Origin of the sequence: Pseudoteredinibacter isoporae, assembly GCF_040372805.1 — a bacterium.
Classification (GTDB): Bacteria; Pseudomonadota; Gammaproteobacteria; order Pseudomonadales; family Cellvibrionaceae; genus Pseudoteredinibacter; species Pseudoteredinibacter isoporae_A.
The window spans coordinates 239,019-258,864 of sequence record NZ_BAABWJ010000006.1 but is presented as its reverse complement, the minus strand read 5'-3'; the positions used below and the strand labels follow the sequence as shown (position 1 = coordinate 258,864).

The 19,846-nt window shown below is 50.2% G+C and carries 19 protein-coding genes and 1 tRNA gene; 15 read left to right on the top strand and 5 right to left on the bottom strand.

Going from position 1 to position 19,846, the window contains the following annotated elements:
• Nucleotides 1-6 precede the first annotated feature (6 nt).
• Nucleotides 7-726, bottom strand: coding sequence for a 16S rRNA (uracil(1498)-N(3))-methyltransferase (locus tag ABWW03_RS13775; protein ID WP_353409030.1), 720 nt, complete (start codon nucleotides 724-726; stop codon nucleotides 7-9).
• Nucleotides 727-773: 47 nt separating this feature from the next.
• Nucleotides 774-848: transfer RNA gene (locus ABWW03_RS13770), tRNA-Arg, on the bottom strand.
• 190 nt (nucleotides 849-1,038) lie between these two features.
• On the opposite strand from ABWW03_RS13770, the gene arsS reads away from it, so the two are divergent.
• Genes arsS through ABWW03_RS13755 form a run of 3 tightly spaced genes read left to right on the top strand, consistent with a single transcriptional unit; the run spans nucleotide 1,039 to nucleotide 3,537 of the window.
• Nucleotides 1,039-2,013, top strand: a complete 975-nt coding sequence (gene arsS, locus ABWW03_RS13765) for an arsenosugar biosynthesis radical SAM (seleno)protein ArsS (RefSeq protein WP_353409028.1) — start codon at nucleotides 1,039-1,041, stop codon at nucleotides 2,011-2,013.
• 10 nt (nucleotides 2,014-2,023) lie between these two features.
• The gene (locus ABWW03_RS13760) at nucleotides 2,024-2,842 is read left to right on the top strand and encodes a TIGR04283 family arsenosugar biosynthesis glycosyltransferase (RefSeq protein ID WP_353409026.1); all 819 of its coding nucleotides are present in this window, start codon (nucleotides 2,024-2,026) and stop codon (nucleotides 2,840-2,842) included.
• Complete coding sequence (locus ABWW03_RS13755) at nucleotides 2,839-3,537, top strand: TIGR04282 family arsenosugar biosynthesis glycosyltransferase (protein ID WP_353409024.1); 699 nt, start codon at nucleotides 2,839-2,841, stop codon at nucleotides 3,535-3,537. The genes ABWW03_RS13760 and ABWW03_RS13755 overlap by 4 nt, the downstream gene beginning before the upstream one ends.
• On the opposite strand, the gene ABWW03_RS13750 is transcribed toward ABWW03_RS13755, so the two are convergent.
• The 3 genes from ABWW03_RS13750 to flgA all read right to left on the bottom strand — a co-directional run bounded on the left by ABWW03_RS13750 (nucleotide 3,538) and on the right by flgA (nucleotide 5,383).
• Nucleotides 3,538-4,056, bottom strand: coding sequence for a flagella synthesis protein FlgN (locus tag ABWW03_RS13750; RefSeq protein ID WP_353409022.1), 519 nt, complete (start codon nucleotides 4,054-4,056; stop codon nucleotides 3,538-3,540).
• Nucleotides 4,057-4,174: 118 nt separating this feature from the next.
• Nucleotides 4,175-4,501 (bottom strand): flagellar biosynthesis anti-sigma factor FlgM, encoded by a 327-nt coding sequence (flgM, locus tag ABWW03_RS13745; protein WP_353409020.1) that lies wholly within the window; start codon nucleotides 4,499-4,501, stop codon nucleotides 4,175-4,177.
• 171 nt (nucleotides 4,502-4,672) lie between these two features.
• Nucleotides 4,673-5,383, bottom strand: coding sequence for a flagellar basal body P-ring formation chaperone FlgA (gene flgA / locus ABWW03_RS13740; protein ID WP_353409018.1), 711 nt, complete (start codon nucleotides 5,381-5,383; stop codon nucleotides 4,673-4,675).
• Between the two features lie 217 nt (nucleotides 5,384-5,600).
• Between flgA and ABWW03_RS13735 the strand changes: the two genes are divergently transcribed.
• The 12 genes from ABWW03_RS13735 to flgK all read left to right on the top strand — a co-directional run bounded on the left by ABWW03_RS13735 (nucleotide 5,601) and on the right by flgK (nucleotide 19,842).
• Entirely contained in the window at nucleotides 5,601-6,542 is a 942-nt protein-coding gene (locus ABWW03_RS13735; protein WP_353409016.1) for a chemotaxis protein, read from the top strand.
• 78 nt (nucleotides 6,543-6,620) lie between these two features.
• Complete coding sequence (locus ABWW03_RS13730) at nucleotides 6,621-7,472, top strand: CheR family methyltransferase (protein WP_353409014.1); 852 nt, start codon at nucleotides 6,621-6,623, stop codon at nucleotides 7,470-7,472.
• A gap of 264 nt (nucleotides 7,473-7,736) precedes the next feature.
• The gene (flgB, locus tag ABWW03_RS13725) at nucleotides 7,737-8,141 is read left to right on the top strand and encodes a flagellar basal body rod protein FlgB (protein WP_353409012.1); all 405 of its coding nucleotides are present in this window, start codon (nucleotides 7,737-7,739) and stop codon (nucleotides 8,139-8,141) included.
• 11 nt (nucleotides 8,142-8,152) lie between these two features.
• Complete coding sequence (gene flgC, locus ABWW03_RS13720) at nucleotides 8,153-8,593, top strand: flagellar basal body rod protein FlgC (protein ID WP_353409010.1); 441 nt, start codon at nucleotides 8,153-8,155, stop codon at nucleotides 8,591-8,593.
• 36 nt (nucleotides 8,594-8,629) lie between these two features.
• Nucleotides 8,630-9,367, top strand: a complete 738-nt coding sequence (locus ABWW03_RS13715) for a flagellar hook assembly protein FlgD (protein ID WP_353409008.1) — start codon at nucleotides 8,630-8,632, stop codon at nucleotides 9,365-9,367.
• Between the two features lie 131 nt (nucleotides 9,368-9,498).
• The gene (locus tag ABWW03_RS13710) at nucleotides 9,499-11,952 is read left to right on the top strand and encodes a flagellar hook-basal body complex protein (RefSeq protein WP_353409006.1); all 2,454 of its coding nucleotides are present in this window, start codon (nucleotides 9,499-9,501) and stop codon (nucleotides 11,950-11,952) included.
• A gap of 284 nt (nucleotides 11,953-12,236) precedes the next feature.
• Complete coding sequence (locus ABWW03_RS13705) at nucleotides 12,237-12,992, top strand: flagellar basal body rod protein FlgF (protein WP_353409004.1); 756 nt, start codon at nucleotides 12,237-12,239, stop codon at nucleotides 12,990-12,992.
• Between the two features lie 48 nt (nucleotides 12,993-13,040).
• Nucleotides 13,041-13,826: a flagellar basal-body rod protein FlgG gene (flgG, locus tag ABWW03_RS13700; RefSeq protein ID WP_353409002.1), complete on the top strand. Its 786-nt coding sequence runs from the start codon at nucleotides 13,041-13,043 to the stop codon at nucleotides 13,824-13,826.
• A gap of 22 nt (nucleotides 13,827-13,848) precedes the next feature.
• A complete protein-coding gene (gene flgH / locus ABWW03_RS13695) occupies nucleotides 13,849-14,562 on the top strand; it encodes a flagellar basal body L-ring protein FlgH (protein WP_353409000.1) in 714 nt (237 codons plus the stop codon).
• A 20-nt stretch (nucleotides 14,563-14,582) separates the two neighbouring features.
• Nucleotides 14,583-15,680: a flagellar basal body P-ring protein FlgI gene (locus tag ABWW03_RS13690; protein ID WP_353408998.1), complete on the top strand. Its 1,098-nt coding sequence runs from the start codon at nucleotides 14,583-14,585 to the stop codon at nucleotides 15,678-15,680.
• Nucleotides 15,680-16,750, top strand: a complete 1,071-nt coding sequence (flgJ, locus tag ABWW03_RS13685) for a flagellar assembly peptidoglycan hydrolase FlgJ (protein WP_353408996.1) — start codon at nucleotides 15,680-15,682, stop codon at nucleotides 16,748-16,750. Before ABWW03_RS13690 ends, flgJ begins: the two co-directional genes overlap by 1 nt.
• Before the next feature lie 23 nt (nucleotides 16,751-16,773).
• Nucleotides 16,774-19,842 carry a flagellar hook-associated protein FlgK gene (gene flgK, locus ABWW03_RS13680; protein ID WP_353408994.1) on the top strand — a complete coding sequence of 1,023 codons (3,069 nt, stop codon included), beginning with the start codon at nucleotides 16,774-16,776 and terminating at the stop codon, nucleotides 19,840-19,842.
• Nucleotides 19,843-19,846 lie beyond the last annotated feature (4 nt).

Here is a 19,846-nt window from a genome sequence, read left to right as displayed (position 1 = left end):
TTCGGCCTAACTGAGTTTAGCGAGCAGCACTGGCACGGCCGTTTCTACTCTCAGAATTCTTGGCCCCAGAGACAGGGCTTTCATTCCCGCAGCCTGCAACTTTTCTATTTCATAGTCCGTAAATCCCCCTTCGGGGCCAATCGCGAGATAGGTCTCGTCCTCAGTGGGTTGAGCGAGATCCGCATCTGGGGAAGGGTGGGCAACAAAAGCGTTTTTCCCATCGATAAGACTCGGTAGGATATCTTCCGCAAAGGGGCGGAAGCGCGGGTGTTTGATAATGTTCGGAAGCTGTGTGTCGACGCCTTGTTCAAGGCCCAGTAATAGCTGTTCATGCAACTCTTCATCCCCCAGCTGGGGCGATTGCCAGTAACTTTTCTCTACCTTATTGCTGTGGATCAGATGAATATCTTTAACGCCCATGCTGGTTGCGGTTTGCAGAACCCGCTTCAACATGAGGGGGCGTGGCAAAGCGAGTATCAGTCTGATCGGATTCGGCGGAGGCGGTTCTTGGGACAGTGTTACCTCAATATGGGTACTGGTGTTGTCCTGCTCGTAAATCAAGGCCCGACCCATATTCCCATTGAGAAGCCCCACTTGCAGTTCCCGTCCAGGGCCCAACTTTTGAATCTTGACAATGTGCTCATGCTGGCGGCCGCTTAAGCATGCGCGTAGAACGTCACCCGAACGGGAAACAATATCAGTATCTTGAATCAGGGCGAGGTTCATAGTTCTGGCTTAAACTGGCGAGGTGTGTTGGTTGAAGGGCCTGAATTTGGCGCCCCCGGCTGGAATCGAACCAACAACTAAGTCTTAGGAGGACCCTATTATATCCATTTAACTACGGGGGCAGCGGGTGGCTATTCTAACAACTGTATCCCCAGAATTGAAATCTCTGTGAGGATTTGATGCTGTCGCGGCCTACAATAGGTGATAGAGATCGATAAAATAGAAACCTGACTACACGATGGAAAAGGGCGTTACAATGCAGCTGCCTGATTCTATAAGTATCCCTAGGCCCTGGCCCAGATGAGGACGATTTTGAAAGATTCCCGTGAATTATTATTGCCCAGTGACTTTCCGGCGATTCGCCGTACGGAACTCAATACCTTACAGTTGAACCTCGGTTACTTGTGTAACCTGAGCTGTACACACTGCCATGTGAATGCGGGCCCCAAACGCACGGAACTGATGACGGCTGAAACCATCGATTTGGTGATCGCCCTATTGGAAAAGGGGGATATTCAGTGCCTGGATCTCACTGGCGGTGCGCCAGAGATGAACCCAGAGTTTCGCCGCCTTGTTCGAGCCGCAAGGGCTTTGGATGTGGCTGTGATTGATCGCTGTAATCTCACGATCCTGCTCGAACCAGGCTATGAAGACCTGGCGGAATTTCTTGCAGAACACCAGGTGGAAGTCTGTGCCTCCCTTCCGTGCTATTCGGAACAGAATGTTGATGCACAGCGCGGCAAGGGGGTTTTTGAGGAGTCGATTGAAGCCCTGCAAAAACTCAATCAACTCGGTTATGGAAATGGTTTGCCCTTGAGTCTGGTTTACAACCCAGGGGGCGCATTTCTGCCACCACCACAAGGCGATCTGGAACGAGATTACAAGCGCGAATTGAAAGAGCAGTACGGTATCGTGTTCGATCATTTGTTGACCATCACGAATATGCCGATCAGTCGTTTTGGTGCCGTACTGCATGCGAAGGGCGAATTCCAATCGTATGTGCAGTTGTTAAAAGATAACTTCAGTCAGGACAATCTGGCGGCAGTGATGTGTCGCCAGTTGGTCAGCGTTGACTGGCAGGGGTTTTTATACGACTGCGATTTCAATCAGATGCTGGAGATGCCGATTCACGCCTCACGCCAGAACGATACGTTGATTGCCAGCGATCAGCCGATGCATATACGAGATCTTCTGGGGCAATCCTTGCGGCACATCCCGATCAAAGTTGCTGAGCATTGCTACGGTTGTACCGCGGGGCAGGGCAGCAGCTGCAGCGGCGCATTGTAAACCGGGTACGATGGAAAATTTGCGCGTGCAAGACGAGGCTCAACATTCGAACGTAAAAACAATCGAAGTCGAACCACGGTTGTCTGTGGTGATTCCTGTGTATCAAGAAGCCGAAAACTTGTTGGCGTCTTTGCAGCATTTTCAATGTCTCCGGAGGCAGGGCGCTGAACTGATTGTTGTCGACGGGTACAGCCGCGATGGCAGTCATTCATGTCTGCAGGCAAATAAGGCCTTATGGGATCAATGCCTGTTATCGAGTCCAGGGCGAGCTCGCCAAATGAACACCGGTGCTCAATTTGCCCGGGGCAAATACTTACTCTTTCTACATCTTGACTCGAGATTCAATACCGAATTTCCCATTGAGGAACTGAATCAGCTCGATTCGGACGGCCGTTGGGCCTATTGCGAACTCGGTTTATGTCGCCAGGAATTCCCCTATAGCCTGATTGCACGTTCTATTAACTGGCGCTCCAAAGTCAGCGGCAGTGTGACCGGAGACCAGGGAATATGCTTGTCGAAATCTTTATTTGACACATTGGGCGCTTACCCCGATATTCCTCTGATGGAAGACATTGCCTTGAGCGATGCTCTGCGAAAGCAGCAGCCGGCGCTGAGGTTGAACTGCCAACTCGAAACGTCCAGCCGACGCTGGCAAAAGCAGGGTGTCGTCAGGACGATTTTAATGATGTGGTGGCTGCGCATTCAATATCGCTTTGGTGTCAGTGCCTCGGAGTTGGCTAAAAAGTACTACCCGAATATTAATTACAGTAAGGCAAGGGAAAAACCTGTGCTGTCATTAGAAACGTATCTTAAGGACAACACAGAATGATTGCCCGACACGGCTCAACATCTTCATCGAAGAACGTCATTGTTCAGTTTGCCAAATGGCCCGAGCTGGGCAAAGTGAAAACCCGTATGCAACCGCATTTGAGTACGGGACAAAGCCTCGCCCTACACAAACGACTCCTTAGCCATTGTTGTAATACTTTGTTTGATCCTACTCGATGGGACCATCAATTGTGGCTGGCGGGCAGTGAAGCGTATTGGAGTAAATCCGATCCTCAAACGGTTCTGTCTTCATTGGATATTGAAACAAGCCCTGAGATTCGCAGCCAATGTGCGGGTGATTTGGGCGATAAAATGTCTTATGCCGCTCGGCAGTCCCTGATGCGTTATCAAAACGTGGTAATCATTGGCAGTGACTGCCCGTTTATTTCCGAGTCCTATATCAATCAGGCGTTTACCCGTCTGGAAGAAGGGAGCGACATTGTTATTGGCCCAGCGAATGATGGTGGTTACGTTCTGTTGGCCTTGCGCGCAGAAGTGAATGAAGATGGTTTTCGAGCACTGTTTGAGAATATGCCTTGGAGCCAAGCGCAGCTATTGGGTGTAACCCTGGAGAAGATTCGCAAGGCGGGATTGTCGGTTCAACTTTTGGATACCTTGAGCGATATCGATCGACCGGAAGATCTCGACCTGCTCGCAGAACTTCCCGGCGAACAGGCCTGGTTTCCGTCAGTGTAACTACGCCTGAATTGCTGAACTGTTGCGGTTGCCGGTGTGATTGGTGCGACCACTGGCGGTGTAGAGATTCTGCTGGGCATCTTGGCCGCGTAACAGTTGCATTAAACTCTGTACCGTTTGCTGGCTGCGCGCAATAATTTTGCCATTGATTTCATTGAGTTGCTGGCACTGGGCAATGGTGTCTTTCAGGGATTGCCAGTGATCTTTCAAATCAGCATCACCCATAGCGTCAATTAAACTTTCCCAGGCGTATTGATCATTCGGTTGTTGCAGTTCCCGCAGAATCTCGGCCCTTTGTACAGAGCCAGCGTCCAGGGTGTTCAACAGAGATGTTTTTTCTTCCAGAAGTTCACGCAGGTGTTCGTGATCTCGCTCCTGCAGGGCTTCCTGTTCTTTTTCCAATAAATGGAGAAGGGCGAGGCTGCTGGTCAGATCCTGATCAACCAGATCAGAGATGGCGAGGGTAGATGCGCTCGCAGCGCGTTCGTTTTGATTCTCTCTGGCGAGCGGGTTTGACATGGTAAGTCTCCTATAGAGCAAATTCTTATGCGCTGGGCGCAATCCTATCCTTTATGTCTGGCCGGCCGAGCGGAGCCGGACCAGTTTGAACGAGGTAACACGACATGCTGCCGGAGTCTTAGGCGAACAAGTCTTCCTGTTGCAGCATCTTGGCGGCAATACGTTCAGGGTTAACCTCAAATTTACCTTCAGCGATGGCTTTCTTAATATTCGCCACCTTTTCACTGTCCACTTCAGGGGCCTTTGCAACGGCTGCTGACAGCTTGCCAAAGGATTTTGCCTCTGGACTCAGCATGACCTTATCTCCTACGTTGCCCAGTTTGCTCTCCGGAGCCGGAGCGGGGGCTTTGGCGTTACTTTCAGTATTTCGTTCTACGCCATTACGTTCTCGTGTGGTATTGGTCTGATTGGCATTGTTAACGCCGTTGTTTGAATTAATGACCATAATAGTAAGCCTCTGATAAATATCGTGTTTTTCGCTCGTTAAGGTGTTACATAAAGGGCTCAGTTGCTCTACTGAGAGTTTTCCTTACCTGTGTTGTCGGCCGCTCAACAGCAATCTTTAGCTTTTTTTTGCAATTAATTTCCTGGCAGGCAACAGGCATTAAAACCGCCCTTATAGTACTACCTCCACCCGACCCGGTGCCACGACGCGTGCCTTCACGATTTGCTCAGATCGGTTGTTTTTTACTCGAATTTGTTCGCCTACTTTGCCATCGGCCAAGGCTGTCGCTGAAGTGCTGACGCTGGCGTTGCCAAAACGGGCCGCCAGTATCAAATTATCGCCTCGACGGATAACTCTGGGTGGTGTCAGGAAATTAGCTTTGATGGCTTCCCCTTGGGGAAGGGCGCGTTTTAGTTGCTGTCCAATCAACTGATGCTCCTGCAGCAGAGTCTGATTGGGGCTGACAACCTTGCTCTGGCGAATCAAGTCGCCTTTTTCCAGGATTTGGCCCCTGACCAATGGCTGCGCAGCGACCAGAATTTTGGCATAAGCTGAAATACGGGCGCTTATGAAAATCGCCCAGGGTTTGGGGGCCGAGCAACTGACCCGCACGCTGGCCTGGTTGCGCAAGGTGCTTGGGTTACTTTGCTCAAAATTAAGTGGTGCAGAACAAGGGGTGAGCCGTAAACGACGATCAACGGCGTTTACACGCACATCAATACGTTCGTAGCCGCGCTGTGTGAGGTCGGCGTATTGTTTCTTCAAGTAATGCTCGGTTTCTTGTCTAAGCACCGAGTTGTAATCCGTTTGTGCCACAGCCAAGCCGCTGAACAGGAGTGTGCTGCCAAGCGCGAGGGGATATAGAAGCTGACTGAGTGTCATGGCATTAATCCGAATCGATTTTTACGTTAAAGAGTTGCTCCGGCCCGCCGTTATCTTTGCTAATTGCTGTACCACTCCAGCGCGGACGAACTGCGCTGGGAATTTGACACTTTCGGCTTTCGAGAGCGATTTGCCATAGTAAAAGCAATAAGCGTGCCCATATGGCGCTAAAGATTGAACCGACAACCTGAATCTAGAGTTTCCGAAGGAATACAAAATGACGAGATCTACAGCAGCTTATAAAGAAGCAATCAGTGCAGTTGGCAACACTATCGAGGTTCTGCTGTTTAAGCTTACCGGCGATCAGCTGTACGGGATTAATGTGTTCAAAGTGAAAGAGGTTCTACCTTGTCCGCCATTGAACAGTATTCCCAACAGTGACGAGAGTGTGCCCGGTTGCGCGCATATTCGAGGTCAGACCATTCCGGTTATCGATTTGGCCCAGGCGGCGGGCATGGGCGAGCTGACCGATCTACAGGATCGGTTTTTGATTGTCACTGAGTACAGCCGATCGATTCAGGGCTTTCTGGTTTACTCTGTGGATCGTATTGTGACTCTGCAGTGGAGTGATCTCTCTAAGGCGCCGGCGGGTGTCGGCGAAGACAATTATTTGACTGCGGTTGCGAAGATAGATGAGAAACTCGTAGAGATTATGGATGTTGAAAAAGTCCTGGATGAAGTGAATCCCGTTGACGAAGAAATTCAGGATGATGTGGTTCCCGATGAAGTCATGCAGGAAGAACACGATCGCAAGTTGATGATCATTGATGACTCGGCCGTGGCGCGTAAGCAAATCAAGCGGGTAGCCGACAAGATGAACATCGACTCGGTGCAAGCAATTAATGGCCAGGATGCCTTGGACTACCTCAATAAGCAGGCAGCCGATGGCCATAATTTGAATCAGGAAATCTATGCGGTGGTCTGTGATATTGAAATGCCGGGCATGGACGGGTACACCTTTGCGACCAAAGCAAAGGCTGATGAGCGTTACAGCCAGATTCCCATTCTATTACACAGCTCTCTCGGGGGGGTGTTGAATGAAGAGTTGGTGAAAAAATCCGGGGCGAATCAGTTTTTGGCGAAATTCGAGCCGAATGAACTTGCGAAATGGATCAGTACGCAAGTGATCGCTCGTGGAGGTAATGTAGAAGACGCTTAATCACGGATGACATCCAAAATGAGCATTGCAAGTGCGGTGCTCTATACACGGCTGTAGTAGCCAGTACTGATAGGGTATATGGGGATGGAGGAAGCATTGGCGATAGCACCGGGAGACGCGCTCGTATTCGAGCGGTTTCGTCAGTTTTTGAAAACAGAGTGCGGAATTCATCTGGCTGAGAATAAGCAGTATCTGGTGCAAACGCGGGTGAAACAAATTCTTGAGCACAATAAGCTGGCCAGCCTGTCTGATTTGATCAGTCGAGCAAGCTTATCGCCTCAATTGCGTTTGGAAGTCGTGGATGCCATGACGACCAATGAAACCTATTGGTTGCGAGACAGCTACCCTTTTGATCTGCTGCAACATAAATTGCTGGGAGAAATCCAGGCGAATAAAGGTGGCGCACAGGGACGTATTCGGATTTGGTCAGCGGCCTGCTCGTCCGGGCAGGAACCCTATTCAATCAGCATGGTGGTTCAGGACACTCCGGGTATCCACATGCCGGTTGATATCGTTGCTGGGGACATATCCCCAACCATGTTGAAAGCTGCTCAACGAGGAGAATACGACAGTTTAGCGATGTCTCGGGGCTTAAATCTTGAATACAAAGAGCGTTATTTTCGCCAGACCGGTGAAGATACTTGGCAGGTCATTCCTGAGATTAGCCGACGGGTGAGTTTTCAGACACTGAATTTAATGAGCGGTTACGGCGCATTGGGTAAATTCGACATCATCTTTTGTCGTAATGTGTTGATCTATTTTGATCAGGCCCTGAAGCAGGATATCCTGCGCCGATTCCACAGCTGCCTGAATCCCGGTGGTACGCTATTCCTCGGCGCTTCCGAAGGCATTACCGGTGTCGAAGATTATTATGAAATGGTTAACTGCCGCCCGGGCATTTGCTATATCGCGAAAGACTTGAACGCCTGAGCTTCAGGCCCTCAATAGGCCGTTGCGTGATTGATCTGGCAGCGGCAATCTCTCCAATCGGATCGATCGTCGGGGGAAACGTCTTGCCGCTTTCCTCTCGAAGCGTGATTTTCTGTCTTTTTTCTCGAATCAAAAAATCTTTAAAACCGCATAAAAAACAATAAGTTAGAAAAATTTTCTGCAGTTGGCCCAGCTCTTGCAAATCTTCTGGCAAATGAACAGCAACGCCCAATATGGGCAAAACGCTAAGCAGGAGAGACCCAGGTGGCCATCAGCTTTCAAAACGCACTAGGCATTCATGATTCAGCGTTGCGCATTCGCGCGCAACGTGCCGAGGTGATCGCGGAGAATCTGGCAAATGCCGATACGCCGAACTACAAAGCGCGTGATCTGGATTTTCAAGCCATGTTGCAGACCGCCCATCAGCACCAGAATCGTGGTCTGGACATGAATGTCAGTGACAGCAAGCACGTATCCGGTGGCGCAACCCTGTTCTCCGACGATGAGCTTCTTTACCGCAATCCGCTGGCCCCATCAGTTGATGGCAACACAGTGGAAGCGCACGTAGAGCACGCCAAATACATGGAAAATTCTCTGGCGTTTCAAAGCAGCTTCACTTTTCTCAATGGCAAATTTAAAGGCCTTATGTCGGCCATTCGCGGCGAATAGGATAAGTCATCATGTCTCTGAATAACGTTTTTAATATCTCCGGTTCTGGCATGAATGCGCAAAGTGTTCGTTTGAACACTACGGCCAGTAACCTGGCTAATGCACAGTCGGCAAGCTCCAGTATCGATCAGGTATATCGTGGTCGTCATCCGGTTTTTGCCGCCGCACAACGTGATGCGATGAACATCGATTTCGATACCTTGGATGATGGTTTGCCGGCTGCATCGGGTGTGCAGGTGATGGGGGTGGTCGAAAGTGATGCGCCGTTACAGCGTCGTTACGAGCCTCATCATCCCGAATCCGATGACGAGGGTTATGTGTACTACCCCAACGTCAATGTGGTGGAAGAAATGAGCAATATGATTTCCGCTTCACGTTCTTTCCAGGTCAATGTTGAAGTAATGAACTCCGCCAAGCAAATGGTGCAACGGGTTCTGACGCTGGGTCAGTAAGCGGCTTCGTAAAGTATTCGGACACAGGAAAACACCATGAGCACGGTAAACAATAGCATTCAGGACAATCCCTACCTGAAAAACCTGGTGATAGGGAACACCTCGCAAACGACCCAGAGTACCGGTGCGGCAACGCCTAACAATGAGTTGGGAAAGGACGCCTTTTTGGAATTAATGGTGGCTCAACTGAAAAATCAGAGCCCGTTGAACCCCACAGAAAACGGTGAGTTTGTGGCCCAGTTGGCCCAGTTCAGCAGTGTGGAGTCTCTGGATAATCTGAACAATCGTTTTGACACTTTCGCGACCAGCTTTCAGTCCAATCAGGCATTACAGGCTTCTTCCCTGGTGGGGCGCTCGGTCACGGTGCCTGCGACACAAACCCAGTTGCCCGCAAACGGTGTGGTATCGGGAGTGGCGAAGTTGCAAACCGCTGCCAGTGATGTGTTTCTCACGATTTCAGATTCTGCTGGCGCGGTGGTGGATCAAGTTCCATTGGGTAGCTTGCCGTCCGGTAATCACAATTTCCGCTGGGATGGAAAACAGTTGGAGCTGAACGGAGATCTGCTTGATTGGCAGTCCAGCAATGACTCGGTAGCGCCCGGTGAATACACCTTCCGCGTCAACGGCACCAGTGGTGATAACAGTGAGCAGTTTGATACCTCTCTCAGCGCCCAGGTGAGCAGTGTCACCATGGGGGCTGACAATAAACTTACCTTGAATTTGAAGGGTATGGGCGCGGTCGATTTCGATCAGATTGAACAAATTAACCAGTAATCAGGCTTGGTTCTTGAAGCCTCATCACGCAGTAACGCATCGATAAAAATTTGGGTCAGAGCGGCAATGTTTGTCCTCTGTCAGGGCGAAGCGGCTAAGGCGGCCGCTTTGCTAACTTTCAGGAGTGTATTATGTCATCGTCATTCAATATTGGTCTCAGTGGTATTCGCGCAGCGAACTCAGACTTGTCGATTACCGGTAATAATATTGCTAATGCCAGTACGGTGGGTTTTAAAAACTCACGGGCGGAGTTTGGTGATGTCTATTCCAACCAACTCTTCGGTTCGGCTTTAAACCGTCCGGGCTCGGGTGTGAGTTTGCAATCTGCCGCTCAACAATTTAATCAGGGCAGCATTAACAGCACATCGAACGTTCTGGATATGGCCATCAGTGGCGACGGTTTCTTTGTGGTTAATCAGGGGGGTGAGCAGCTTTACACCCGTGCCGGTACCTTTGGTTTGGACAATGAAGGTAATGTGATCACCAATTCCGGGGCACGACTGCAAGGCTTTGGCGTGGATGAAAGCGGTAAGCCCAATGGCATTTTGAATGATTTGAAAATCGATGCGAGCTTACAGCAGCCCCAGCAAACCAGCTCAGTAGAGTCCGGCGTCAATCTGGATGCCAATGAAGAAGTTTTGGAGCGCATCGGTAAGAAGTTCTCAACCGACGGGAACTCAGTTGCCGTGACGCAGGTAGGCATCGCCGATCCAACCCGAACCCAGGTGGATGGCGCTTCAACCGCATTCCCGGCGGCAACTTTCGATTTTTCTACCGACAGTATTACGTTTGATATCACTCTGGCCAATGCGGAATCCGGCAATAACGGTACGGTAAGCATTAATCTGAGTACCGCCCAGGGTTTGCCGGCGAATGTGAACAACTACAACGATGTTCGTACCTTGGTCAACGTGATTAACGCGCAAATTTCATCACCCACGCTCCCGCAGACGGCCATTGATGTGCAAGCTGTTGCGGTGAATGATGGTGGTGGTGACTTCCATGTTGAATTTCGAGCGCTGCGTGATGGTGAGCCATCTCAAATTACCATCGACAATGGTAACGGCAATGAATCTGAAATCGGCTTTGCCGCTTTACCGGCAACGGATAATTCCGGTGCGCCTGCGGTGAACAATGGTTATCCGGCACAGTCCATTGATGTGGTGGGTCCCGATGGCAGCACAATCACCTATAACAGCACCAAGTGGGCGACCGCTGCGGCGACGTCATCTGAATTAAACGCTCTGGCAGGTGTCACTGCCAAGGCGTCAACAGAAGCCAAGATTACCGCGACTAACTTTAACAACCCCGGCAATAACATGGTGCTGGAGTTGAATGATGTGGCCCTTGATGCGGATGATCTGGCGGGTCTGGCGACTCAGATCAATAACCTGAGTGATACCAGCCTGTCCGGCATCACTGCGGAGATTGTCAACGGCGATCTGGTGGTTACCTCCAGTATCGGACACGATCTAAAGTTCGCTCTGACGGGCGGAGACGATGAAACTTCGGTTCAGATTATTGGTAACGAAGATGCGCCGGAACAGATATTAGAAATTGATACGGCGGGTGGTTTGGCGATTGCCACCGCGACCAATGCGGGCGGCAATGCGATTGTCGTCGGTGGTAAAATCGACATTCAATTGGAAGATGGTTATGAAGTGAATAATCTGAATCCACCGGCTCTGGGCTTATTTCAGCCTTTTAACGCCAACAGTTTTACCGATGTGGTGCTTAACCCATTCGACCCGAATGACCCTAAAAGTTACAACCACACCACCGCCGTTAAGGTTTTCGATAGTCTGGGCAATGAGCATACGATGAATCAGTATTTCATTAAGCAGAAGTATGACCCTGAGGTAGCGGGTAGCTCGCCCAATCATTGGAAAATGGTTGTGACCATTGACGGCAAAGAAGTGGGTGACCCGGACACCTCATTGCCATCTCCGCAAAACAAAGAACCGACCCGCGCGGAATTTGACTTGCACTTTAAAGAAAATGGCGACTTCAATACCGCGTTGTCGGATGATGTACTGATTTCCAACTGGACGCCTCTGGATGCACAGGGGCAGCCTTTAGGCACTCTGAAGCCGCTGCCGGTTTTAGAGGGGGGAGTAGCACCGGTTCCACAGCCATCGACCACGTCGAACTTCACAATCGACATGAGCAAATCCAGTCAGTTTGGCGATAAGTTTACGGTGAAGTCGGTTGATCAGGATGGTTTCGCTACTGGTCGCTTAACCGGACTGACCATCAGCGAAGAGGGTGTCATCTTTGCCCGGTTCAGTAACCAGGAATCCGAAGCCTTGGGTCAAGTTGCATTAGCCAACTTCACCAACAATCAAGGCTTGCAACCCCAGGGTAATACCATGTGGGCGGAGAGTTTTGATTCCGGAGTGCCCAGTATTTCTTCACCGAAAAGTGGCGGATTGGGTTCCGTAACCGCGTCGGCCTTGGAAGATTCCAATGTGGATTTATCGACTGAACTTGTGGACCTGATCATTGCTCAGCGAAACTACCAGGCGAATGCCAAAACCATTGAGACAGCCAATCAGGTAACTCAAACCATTATTAATCTGCGTTAATAACAGTGGCGGCAAGGCATTGCCTAGGGGCTTTGCCGCCACGGTTTTTCTTGTTATTTACCGCTTAGTGAGCCTGCGTTATATTCTCTTTGTTTTGTGTATTTTCATTCTATCTTACTGAATTATAAGCAATTTTTAATTGCTGTCCTTTTCCGTTCCAGTTCTGGCATCCCATTTGCAGTTATCTGCCTAAGTGAATAAATGCGGCAAGAGCGTCGATTGTGTGACGCTTTTCCCGGTGAGTTTTTCGCCGCCTGTTTTGCCGCCAAAGCAGAGAGATAGCAATGGATAGAGCGCTTTTTACCGCCATGACTGGCGCCAAAAATAATATGTTGGCGCAGAGCAATCACGCCAATAACTTGGCTAATGCCAATACTCAGGGTTTTCGCGCCGACTTCACCCAGGCTCGCAGCATGGCGGTGTATTACGGTGAAGGGCACCCCAGTCGAGTGTTTTCCCTGACGGAAAACCCCGGCACGGATTTTCGTCCAGGGCCTATCGATTACACAGGGCGCGAATTGGATATCGCCATGAACGGAGAAGGCTTCTTTGCGATTACTGCGCCTGACGGCACTGAAGCCTACAGTCGGGATGGGGCCTTGAGCATCGACATCAACGGTATTTTACGCAATGGCTCGGGTCACCCTGTTTTAGGTGACGGTGGTTTTATTGCTATCCCGCCTGCTGAGAAAATTGAAATCGCCTCCGACGGAACCATATCCGCGGTGCTGTTGGGGCAGGGTGTTGATCAACCGGTCCAGATCGATCGCATCAAGATGGTGAGCATTGACCATCAAGACCTTGAAAAATTTGAAGATGGTTTGGTGCGCCTGCGTGAAGGTGGCCTGGAAGGTGCAACACGCGATGCGGATGTGAACCTCCGTCTGCAATCAGGCTACATCGAAGCCAGCAACGTAAACCCTGTTGAAGAATTTACCGATCTGCTCAGCCTGGCACGCCAATATGAAGTGCAGGTGAAAATGATGCGCACCGTGAAGGAAAATTCCGAAGCCTCAGCACGGCTGCTTCAAAGTTCTTAATTCAATCTTGTACGGCTTGCTTAACAGCGAAAAAGAATAGGTAACATTATGCACGCAGCTCTTTATGTCAGTAAAACCGGTTTGGCCGCACAAGATAAGCAGCTGACCACCATTTCCAATAACCTGTCGAACGCGTCAACGATCGGCTTTAAACGCGACCGCGCGGTATTTGAAGATCTGTTGTATCAAATCCAGCGCCAACCGGGTGGTCAGTCAACGGTTGATACCCAGTTACCGTCGGGCTTGCAATTGGGTGCCGGTGTGCGCGTAGCAGGTACCAGTAAAGAATTCACGGAAGGCAGTTTACAGGTCACCGACCAAACTCTGGATGTTGCAATTAATGGTCGCGGCTTTTTCCAGATTGTGCAGCCTAATGGTGACGTCGCCTATACCCGGAACGGCCAATTCAGTTTGAATCGGGACGGCCAAATCACCGATGTAAACGGTTTATTGCTCGAACCTGCGATTACGATTCCCCAGGGCACCAACCGTGTCACCATCGGTACTGATGGTGTCGTGACGGCTTATACCGATGGCCAGGTCACTGGCCAGCAATTGGGCAACATTCAGCTGGTGGATTTTGTAAACCCCGCAGGCCTGCAGGCCATCGGCAGCAATATGTTCTATCAGACTGCCGCCAGTGGTGACCCCATTAACTCCATTCCCGGTCAGAACGGCATGGGTTCTCTGCAGCAGGGCAGCCTGGAAAATTCCAACGTGGATATCGTGGAAGAAATGGTCAATATGATCACGACTCAGCGGGTGTATGAAATGAACTCGAAAGTGGTTTCCACTGCCGACCAGATGTTGCAGTTTGTTTCCCAGAATATTTAATTCTCCAAGGCTGATTAGCGCTATGAAAAAGAAAAGTCTGCAACTCATCTATCGCTGCCTGGCTGTTGTAGCGGCAAGCCTGAGTTTGAGTGCTTGTGTGATCCAACAGCCCGTTCACCCGGGTGAAGCGGCCTTTGCGCCCGCCCACGATGTACCGGCGCCACTGCCAGCTCCAACCGCCGGTTCGTTGTATCGTGAAGGGATGGCGTTGGCCTTATACAACGATCGAAAAGCACATCGCGTAGGCGACATTATTGAGATTATTCTTTCTGAAAGAACCACGTCGACTAAGTCGTCCAGTGTGGTCACGAAGAAAGAAAACACCATTGATATCCAGGAAGCCCAGGGTGGGGTTGGCACTATCCTAGGCAGTAATATTTCAGCCTCTAACTTGAGTTTGCTGACCGACTTGATCGGCAAACGCAATTTCAGTGGCAATGGTGATGCTGAACAAAACAACAGTTTAAACGGCAGTATTACTGTGACGGTTTCCGGTGTCCAAAGTAACGGCAACTTACTGGTTCGCGGAGAAAAGTGGATGACGCTCAATCAAGGTGATGAGTACATTCGCATCAGTGGTATTTTGCGCCCCGATGACATCACTCCAAACAATACCGTGGCGTCCACCAAACTAGCCAACGCCAGAATTACTTACAGCGGGCAGGGTGTGGTCGCCAACTCCACCAAAATGGGTTGGCTGTCCCGCTTTTTCAACAGTGAATACTGGCCGTTCTGATGGGTTTAGGTGTCAATTTTATGAAACACATGGGTTGTTTGTTTTTACTGGTGCTGGTGAGCCAACTTTCCTTCGCTGATCGCATCAAGGATCTAGCGTCCGTTGCGGGCGTGCGCAGTAACCAGTTGGTCGGCTACGGCCTGGTTGTTGGTTTGGATGGCACGGGTGATCAGACCAACCAGACGCCGTTCACCACACAGTCTTTTCTCAGCATGATGAAACAGTTTGGCGTGACGGTTCCAGAAGGCGAGCGCGTCACCTTGAAAAATGTTGCGGCCGTGGCAATTCATGCCGAATTGCCACCGTTTTCGAAACCGGGCCAAACTATCGACGTCACCGTATCATCACTGGGGAACGCTAACAGCCTGCGTGGCGGTAGTTTATTGCTGGCGCCATTAAAGGGCGTCGATGGAAATATTTATGCTTTAGCACAAGGTAACCTGGTAGTAGGGGGCTTTGGCGCAGAGGGTGCCGATGGTTCCCGCATCACCGTTAATGTTCCGGTGGCGGGACGTATCCCGAGCGGCGCCATTGTCGAGCGTGAAGTGCCCAGTAATTTTAATAGCGGTCAGCCCTTAGTGTTCCATTTGAAGCGTTCTGATTTCACCACCGCCAAACGCGTTGCTGATGTTATCAATACGACCCTTGGTCCAGATGTGGCGCGCCCGATGGACGCAACGTCAGTGGAAGTGGATGCACCAATCAATCCTTCACAGCGTGTCAGTTACCTTTCCATGCTTGAAAACCTGGAAGTAACCCCCGGCGAAGAGGCGGCCAAAGTCATTATCAATTCCCGTACCGGAACCATTGTGGTGGGCAAACACGTTAAGGTCGATCCAGTTGCTGTGACGCACGGTAACTTGACCGTTACTGTCTCTGAAAGTGTCGAAGTCAGTCAGCCGAATGGACTGGCAGCGGGAACTACGGCTGTTGTGCCTGACAGTCAGGTCGCAATCGAAGAAGAAGATAATCCAATGTTCAAGTTTGCACCGGGACCCTCTCTGGAAGACATCGTTCGTGCGGTCAACAATGTGGGTGCTGCCCCAGGTGATCTGATGGCGATATTGGAAGCTCTGAAGCAATCAGGTGCTCTGAAAGCGGAACTGGTGGTGATTTAATGAAAAATCTAGATGCCTTGTCTCGCCCCAGTTTGACCAATTCAGGCGTTAACTATAACGACCTGAACTCCCTGAATTCCATCAAGCAGGCCGGCCGGGACAAAGACCCGGAATCCTTGCGCAAGGTTGCTCAACAGTTTGAAGCGATGTTTATCCAAACCATGTTGAAAACCATGCGTCAAACCAACGAAGTTTTTGGCAAAGACAACTTCTTGAACAGCAGTGAAACGGCTCTTTACCAAGGCATGCTTGACGACCAGATGAGTTTGTCACTGAGTAACGGTCGTGGGTTGGGATTGGCGGATGCTTTTTTCCAGCAAATGAATCGTCAATACAATTTTTCAAGAGCCGAGGGTGGAAATGTTGGAGGTGAACAGAGTCTGGGCAGCTCGGTCACCCCGCATGGTGGTCAATTACAGTCAGGGCAAACGATGCAAGGTGAGTTGAATTGGCAGGCGATTACCAGCAGTTCAGCGTTTGAGGGCATCGATCTGGCGGCAATGCGTATCAAGATGGAACAGGCCGCCGAGGCGCGCCGAGCTTTTATTGCGGCGGGCGCTGATAAGGCCCGTGAATTGCCGAACGGCCTGACTCAATCCATGGCGGACAGCATTGAAAACTTTATCGAGCAATTGGCGCCTGCAGCGAAGCGTATTGCTAACTACCTCGGTGTTGAAGCGAAAGGCATCATTGCTCAGGCAGCGCTTGAGACAGGCTGGGGGCAACACATTATTCAGGACAAGGGTGGGCAGAGCAGTTTCAATCTGTTCAACATTAAGGCGCGCCAGGGTGAGCCGAGTGTTGGAGTAGACACTCTTGAATACCGTAATGGGAAAGCCGTTCAGGAACAGGCGGAATTCCGAAAATACAACAATATTCAGGAAAGCTTCAACGATTATGCTCGCCTCTTGAAGGAAAATCAGCGCTACCAAGGAGCCCTGGCGGAAGGTAAAGATGCCGGTAGTTTTGCAGAGCAGTTACAGAAAGCCGGTTACGCAACAGACCCCAACTACGCTGACAAAATCAAACAAATTTTACAGCGTCAAGAATTTAAGTTGCTGGATAACTAGGGCGGCTTAACGTGGAATAAATTATGAGCAACGGACTATTAAATATTGGGCGTACCGGACTTCAAGTTAGCCAAAACCAGCTAAATACCACCGGTAACAATATCACCAATGCTAATACGCCTGGTTACAGCCGCCAGCGTGTTGATGTCGCGACTCAAGACAGCTTTCTGACAGCCGCCGGCTACATTGGCACAGGTGCCAGGGCGATTGATATTGAGCGCGTCGTCAATCAGTTCGTTATTGAACAGGTGCGAGTGAGTGGCTCGGCTTACAGTCACCTGGATGAATACTCCAGTAAACTTTCCAATCTGGACAATCTGCTGGCGAATAAATCCAGTGCGATGTCTGATGTCCTGAATACCTTTACTGCGGCAGTTGCGACAGCATCGGATGATCCGTCATCATTGCCCGCTCGCGAATCGGTTCTAGCCCAAAGTCGCATCTTAGCAGAACGATTTAATACTCTGGACAAAACCATGTCGGATATTGCCACGGGTATTAACGACGAACTGGCGAGCATTACTCAGCAGATTAATATTCTTTCCAGCGCGATTGGTACCTTGAATAAGCAGATTGTTGAATCCAGTGGTAATGCGAGTATTCAAGGACCCAACAGTTTATTCGATCAACGCGATGAGTTGCTAAAAGAGCTGTCTACATTGGTGAATGTTTCCGTTGTCAATGAAAACGACGGCAGTGCCAATGTGTTCTTTGGTAATGGCCAGAGCTTGGTGGTCGGTGCGACAACCTACGAGGTTCGTACCATTCAGGGCAAGGCCGATCCGTCCCGAGCTGATTTGGTTATTCAGGATGGCGCCACCTTGAAAACCATTACGCAAGATGTGACGGGTGGGAAGATGGGGGGCTTATTGGAGTACCGAAAGAATTTCCTGGACCCTGCCATTAATGAGCTGGGTCGAATGGCGATTACCATTTCGGACACAATGAATCGCATTCAGTCCGGGGGTTTGGACCTGGAAGGGCACTATGGTTCGGATTTGTTTCGTGACATTAATGATCGCGAATCGGTTTTGTCTCGAGTGGCTTACCATGTGGAAAATAAGGCACCCAATGATCGTATCATCAGTGTAGATATCACAGATACGAGCAAGCTCAGTGCCGACAACTATGAAATGCGTCTGACAGGTGGTGCGCCCAGTGTGTTCGAAATTATCGATGGGAATGGCTCGGTAGTAAAAACCGGAGGGCTCGATGGTGTGTTTCCTCAGACTATCGAAATGGATGGATTCAAGATCACCCTGGAAAGCGGTAATTTCAGCAACGGCGATAAGTTTATTATCAAGCCGACACACAATGGTGCTGGCAACATCAGTTTAACGGGTATCCAGGCTGATGGCCTGGCTTTCGCGCAACCTATCGTGACGGGGACGTCTTCCGGTAACACTGGGAATGGCAGTATTTCCAAAGGTAATGTAGTGTCCGCTGTGGATCCTAAAACCGGTGAATTGTTGCCGTCTTTCCAAAAAGCCGGAGCGCTTGCGCCTCCCTTGCTGATTCAGTTCACCTCCGAAACATCTTACGACGTATTGGATAATACCGATCCTTCCAATCCAATCAGTTTAGTGCCGCCTTTGGAAAACTTGTCGTTTACTCCAGGTATCAGTAATGAAATTCTGCCGGGTAATACGGGCCAAACCTTCATGATCAGCGATGGTTTCAATGCCGCGCGTACGCCGATGGTAAATGAAGTGGTGTCGGGCCCCATTGGCACAGAGGCACCCAATGCCATTGTTGATGAAGTGATTACCATTTCTCGAACTCTGGATAATGGCCATATTGATACTCAGAAACTGGTCATTCCTCAAGGGCAATCGGCACAGGCGGCGGCGGCTCTGATGAGTGAGGCTGACGGCGTCAGTGCTACTGCATCAAGCTATGCCGAATTCAATGTTCTGGATAACGGCGTGGGCACAGACTTTGAATTTTATTTGAATGGTAAACAACTTACGCTCTCTCAGCCGAATTTGTTAGGCACGCTTCCGTCGCCAATGACGAATGACTACCTGGCCGATGCCATCAATGCAGATGGCAACCTTCAGGCCCAGGGGATTCGCGCTGTCAGTGATGGCAAGAGCGTAAAAGTGTATTCAAATCAGGGCGTGGATTTAAAGTTCCAGGTGGAAGGCGGAACGGGGGATAGTGTTGAGTTCAAAGGTAAGGCCCCGGCTTCAGCGCTAGGAACAGTGAATGTAAACAACCCCGTTAACTTTAATGCGGGGGGCCCCAACAGTTTTAATCTGGACTTGTTTGATGGCCCGGCGGGCGCCAGCAATCCGAGAACGGTGGAGCTGGAAGGCAGTTTCAGCGATACAACGTTGCTTCTTGAACACGTTCAAACTCAGGTCGATAAAGCCTTTGGTGAGGCCGGAAAAGTAACGGTTGCTCAAAATCCAGACGGTACTATCCGCTTTGATACAGTGGATAACGATATGGCAACTCGCCTTCGAGTGACCGGTCCTTTGGGTGCTGATCCTCTGGGTATGGCTGCGGCTGTCGCCCAAGGTACTCAGCGCCCGGATGATATTCTGCAGGTGAGCGGTATCGGAGCGGGTAACGTTCAAGCGTTAAGCTTCGCAGGTCAGGTCTCGGTCACTATGGAAGACGGCTACAGTTTGGGCACCGATGCGGCATCACGTGGAAACTTCTTTTCACAAAGCAGTACGGCACAGTCCGCTTTTATGGGTTACGGTTTGAGCATCAGTGGTAATCCGGACAAGGGCGATCAATTTACGGTTGATTTCAATACCGATGGCACCTCAGACAATCGCAATGCTCAAGCTCTGATTCAACTCATGGATAAACAAACGGTGGGTGGGCAGGCCAGCTTTCAACAGGCCTATTCTCAAATCGTTGAAAAAGTAGCGACCGAAACCTTTGAAGCAAAAAGCAATCGGGATGCAGCCAAAGTGGTGCATGAGCAGGCTGTAAGTCAGAGGAACAGTATTTCAGCAGTGAACCTCGATGAGGAGGCTGCCAATCTGATTAAGTTCGAGCAAATTTATAATGCCTCCTCTCAGATCATCAATGTATCGAGGCAGACCTTTGATACCTTACTCGGTATTTTCCGATAACGTA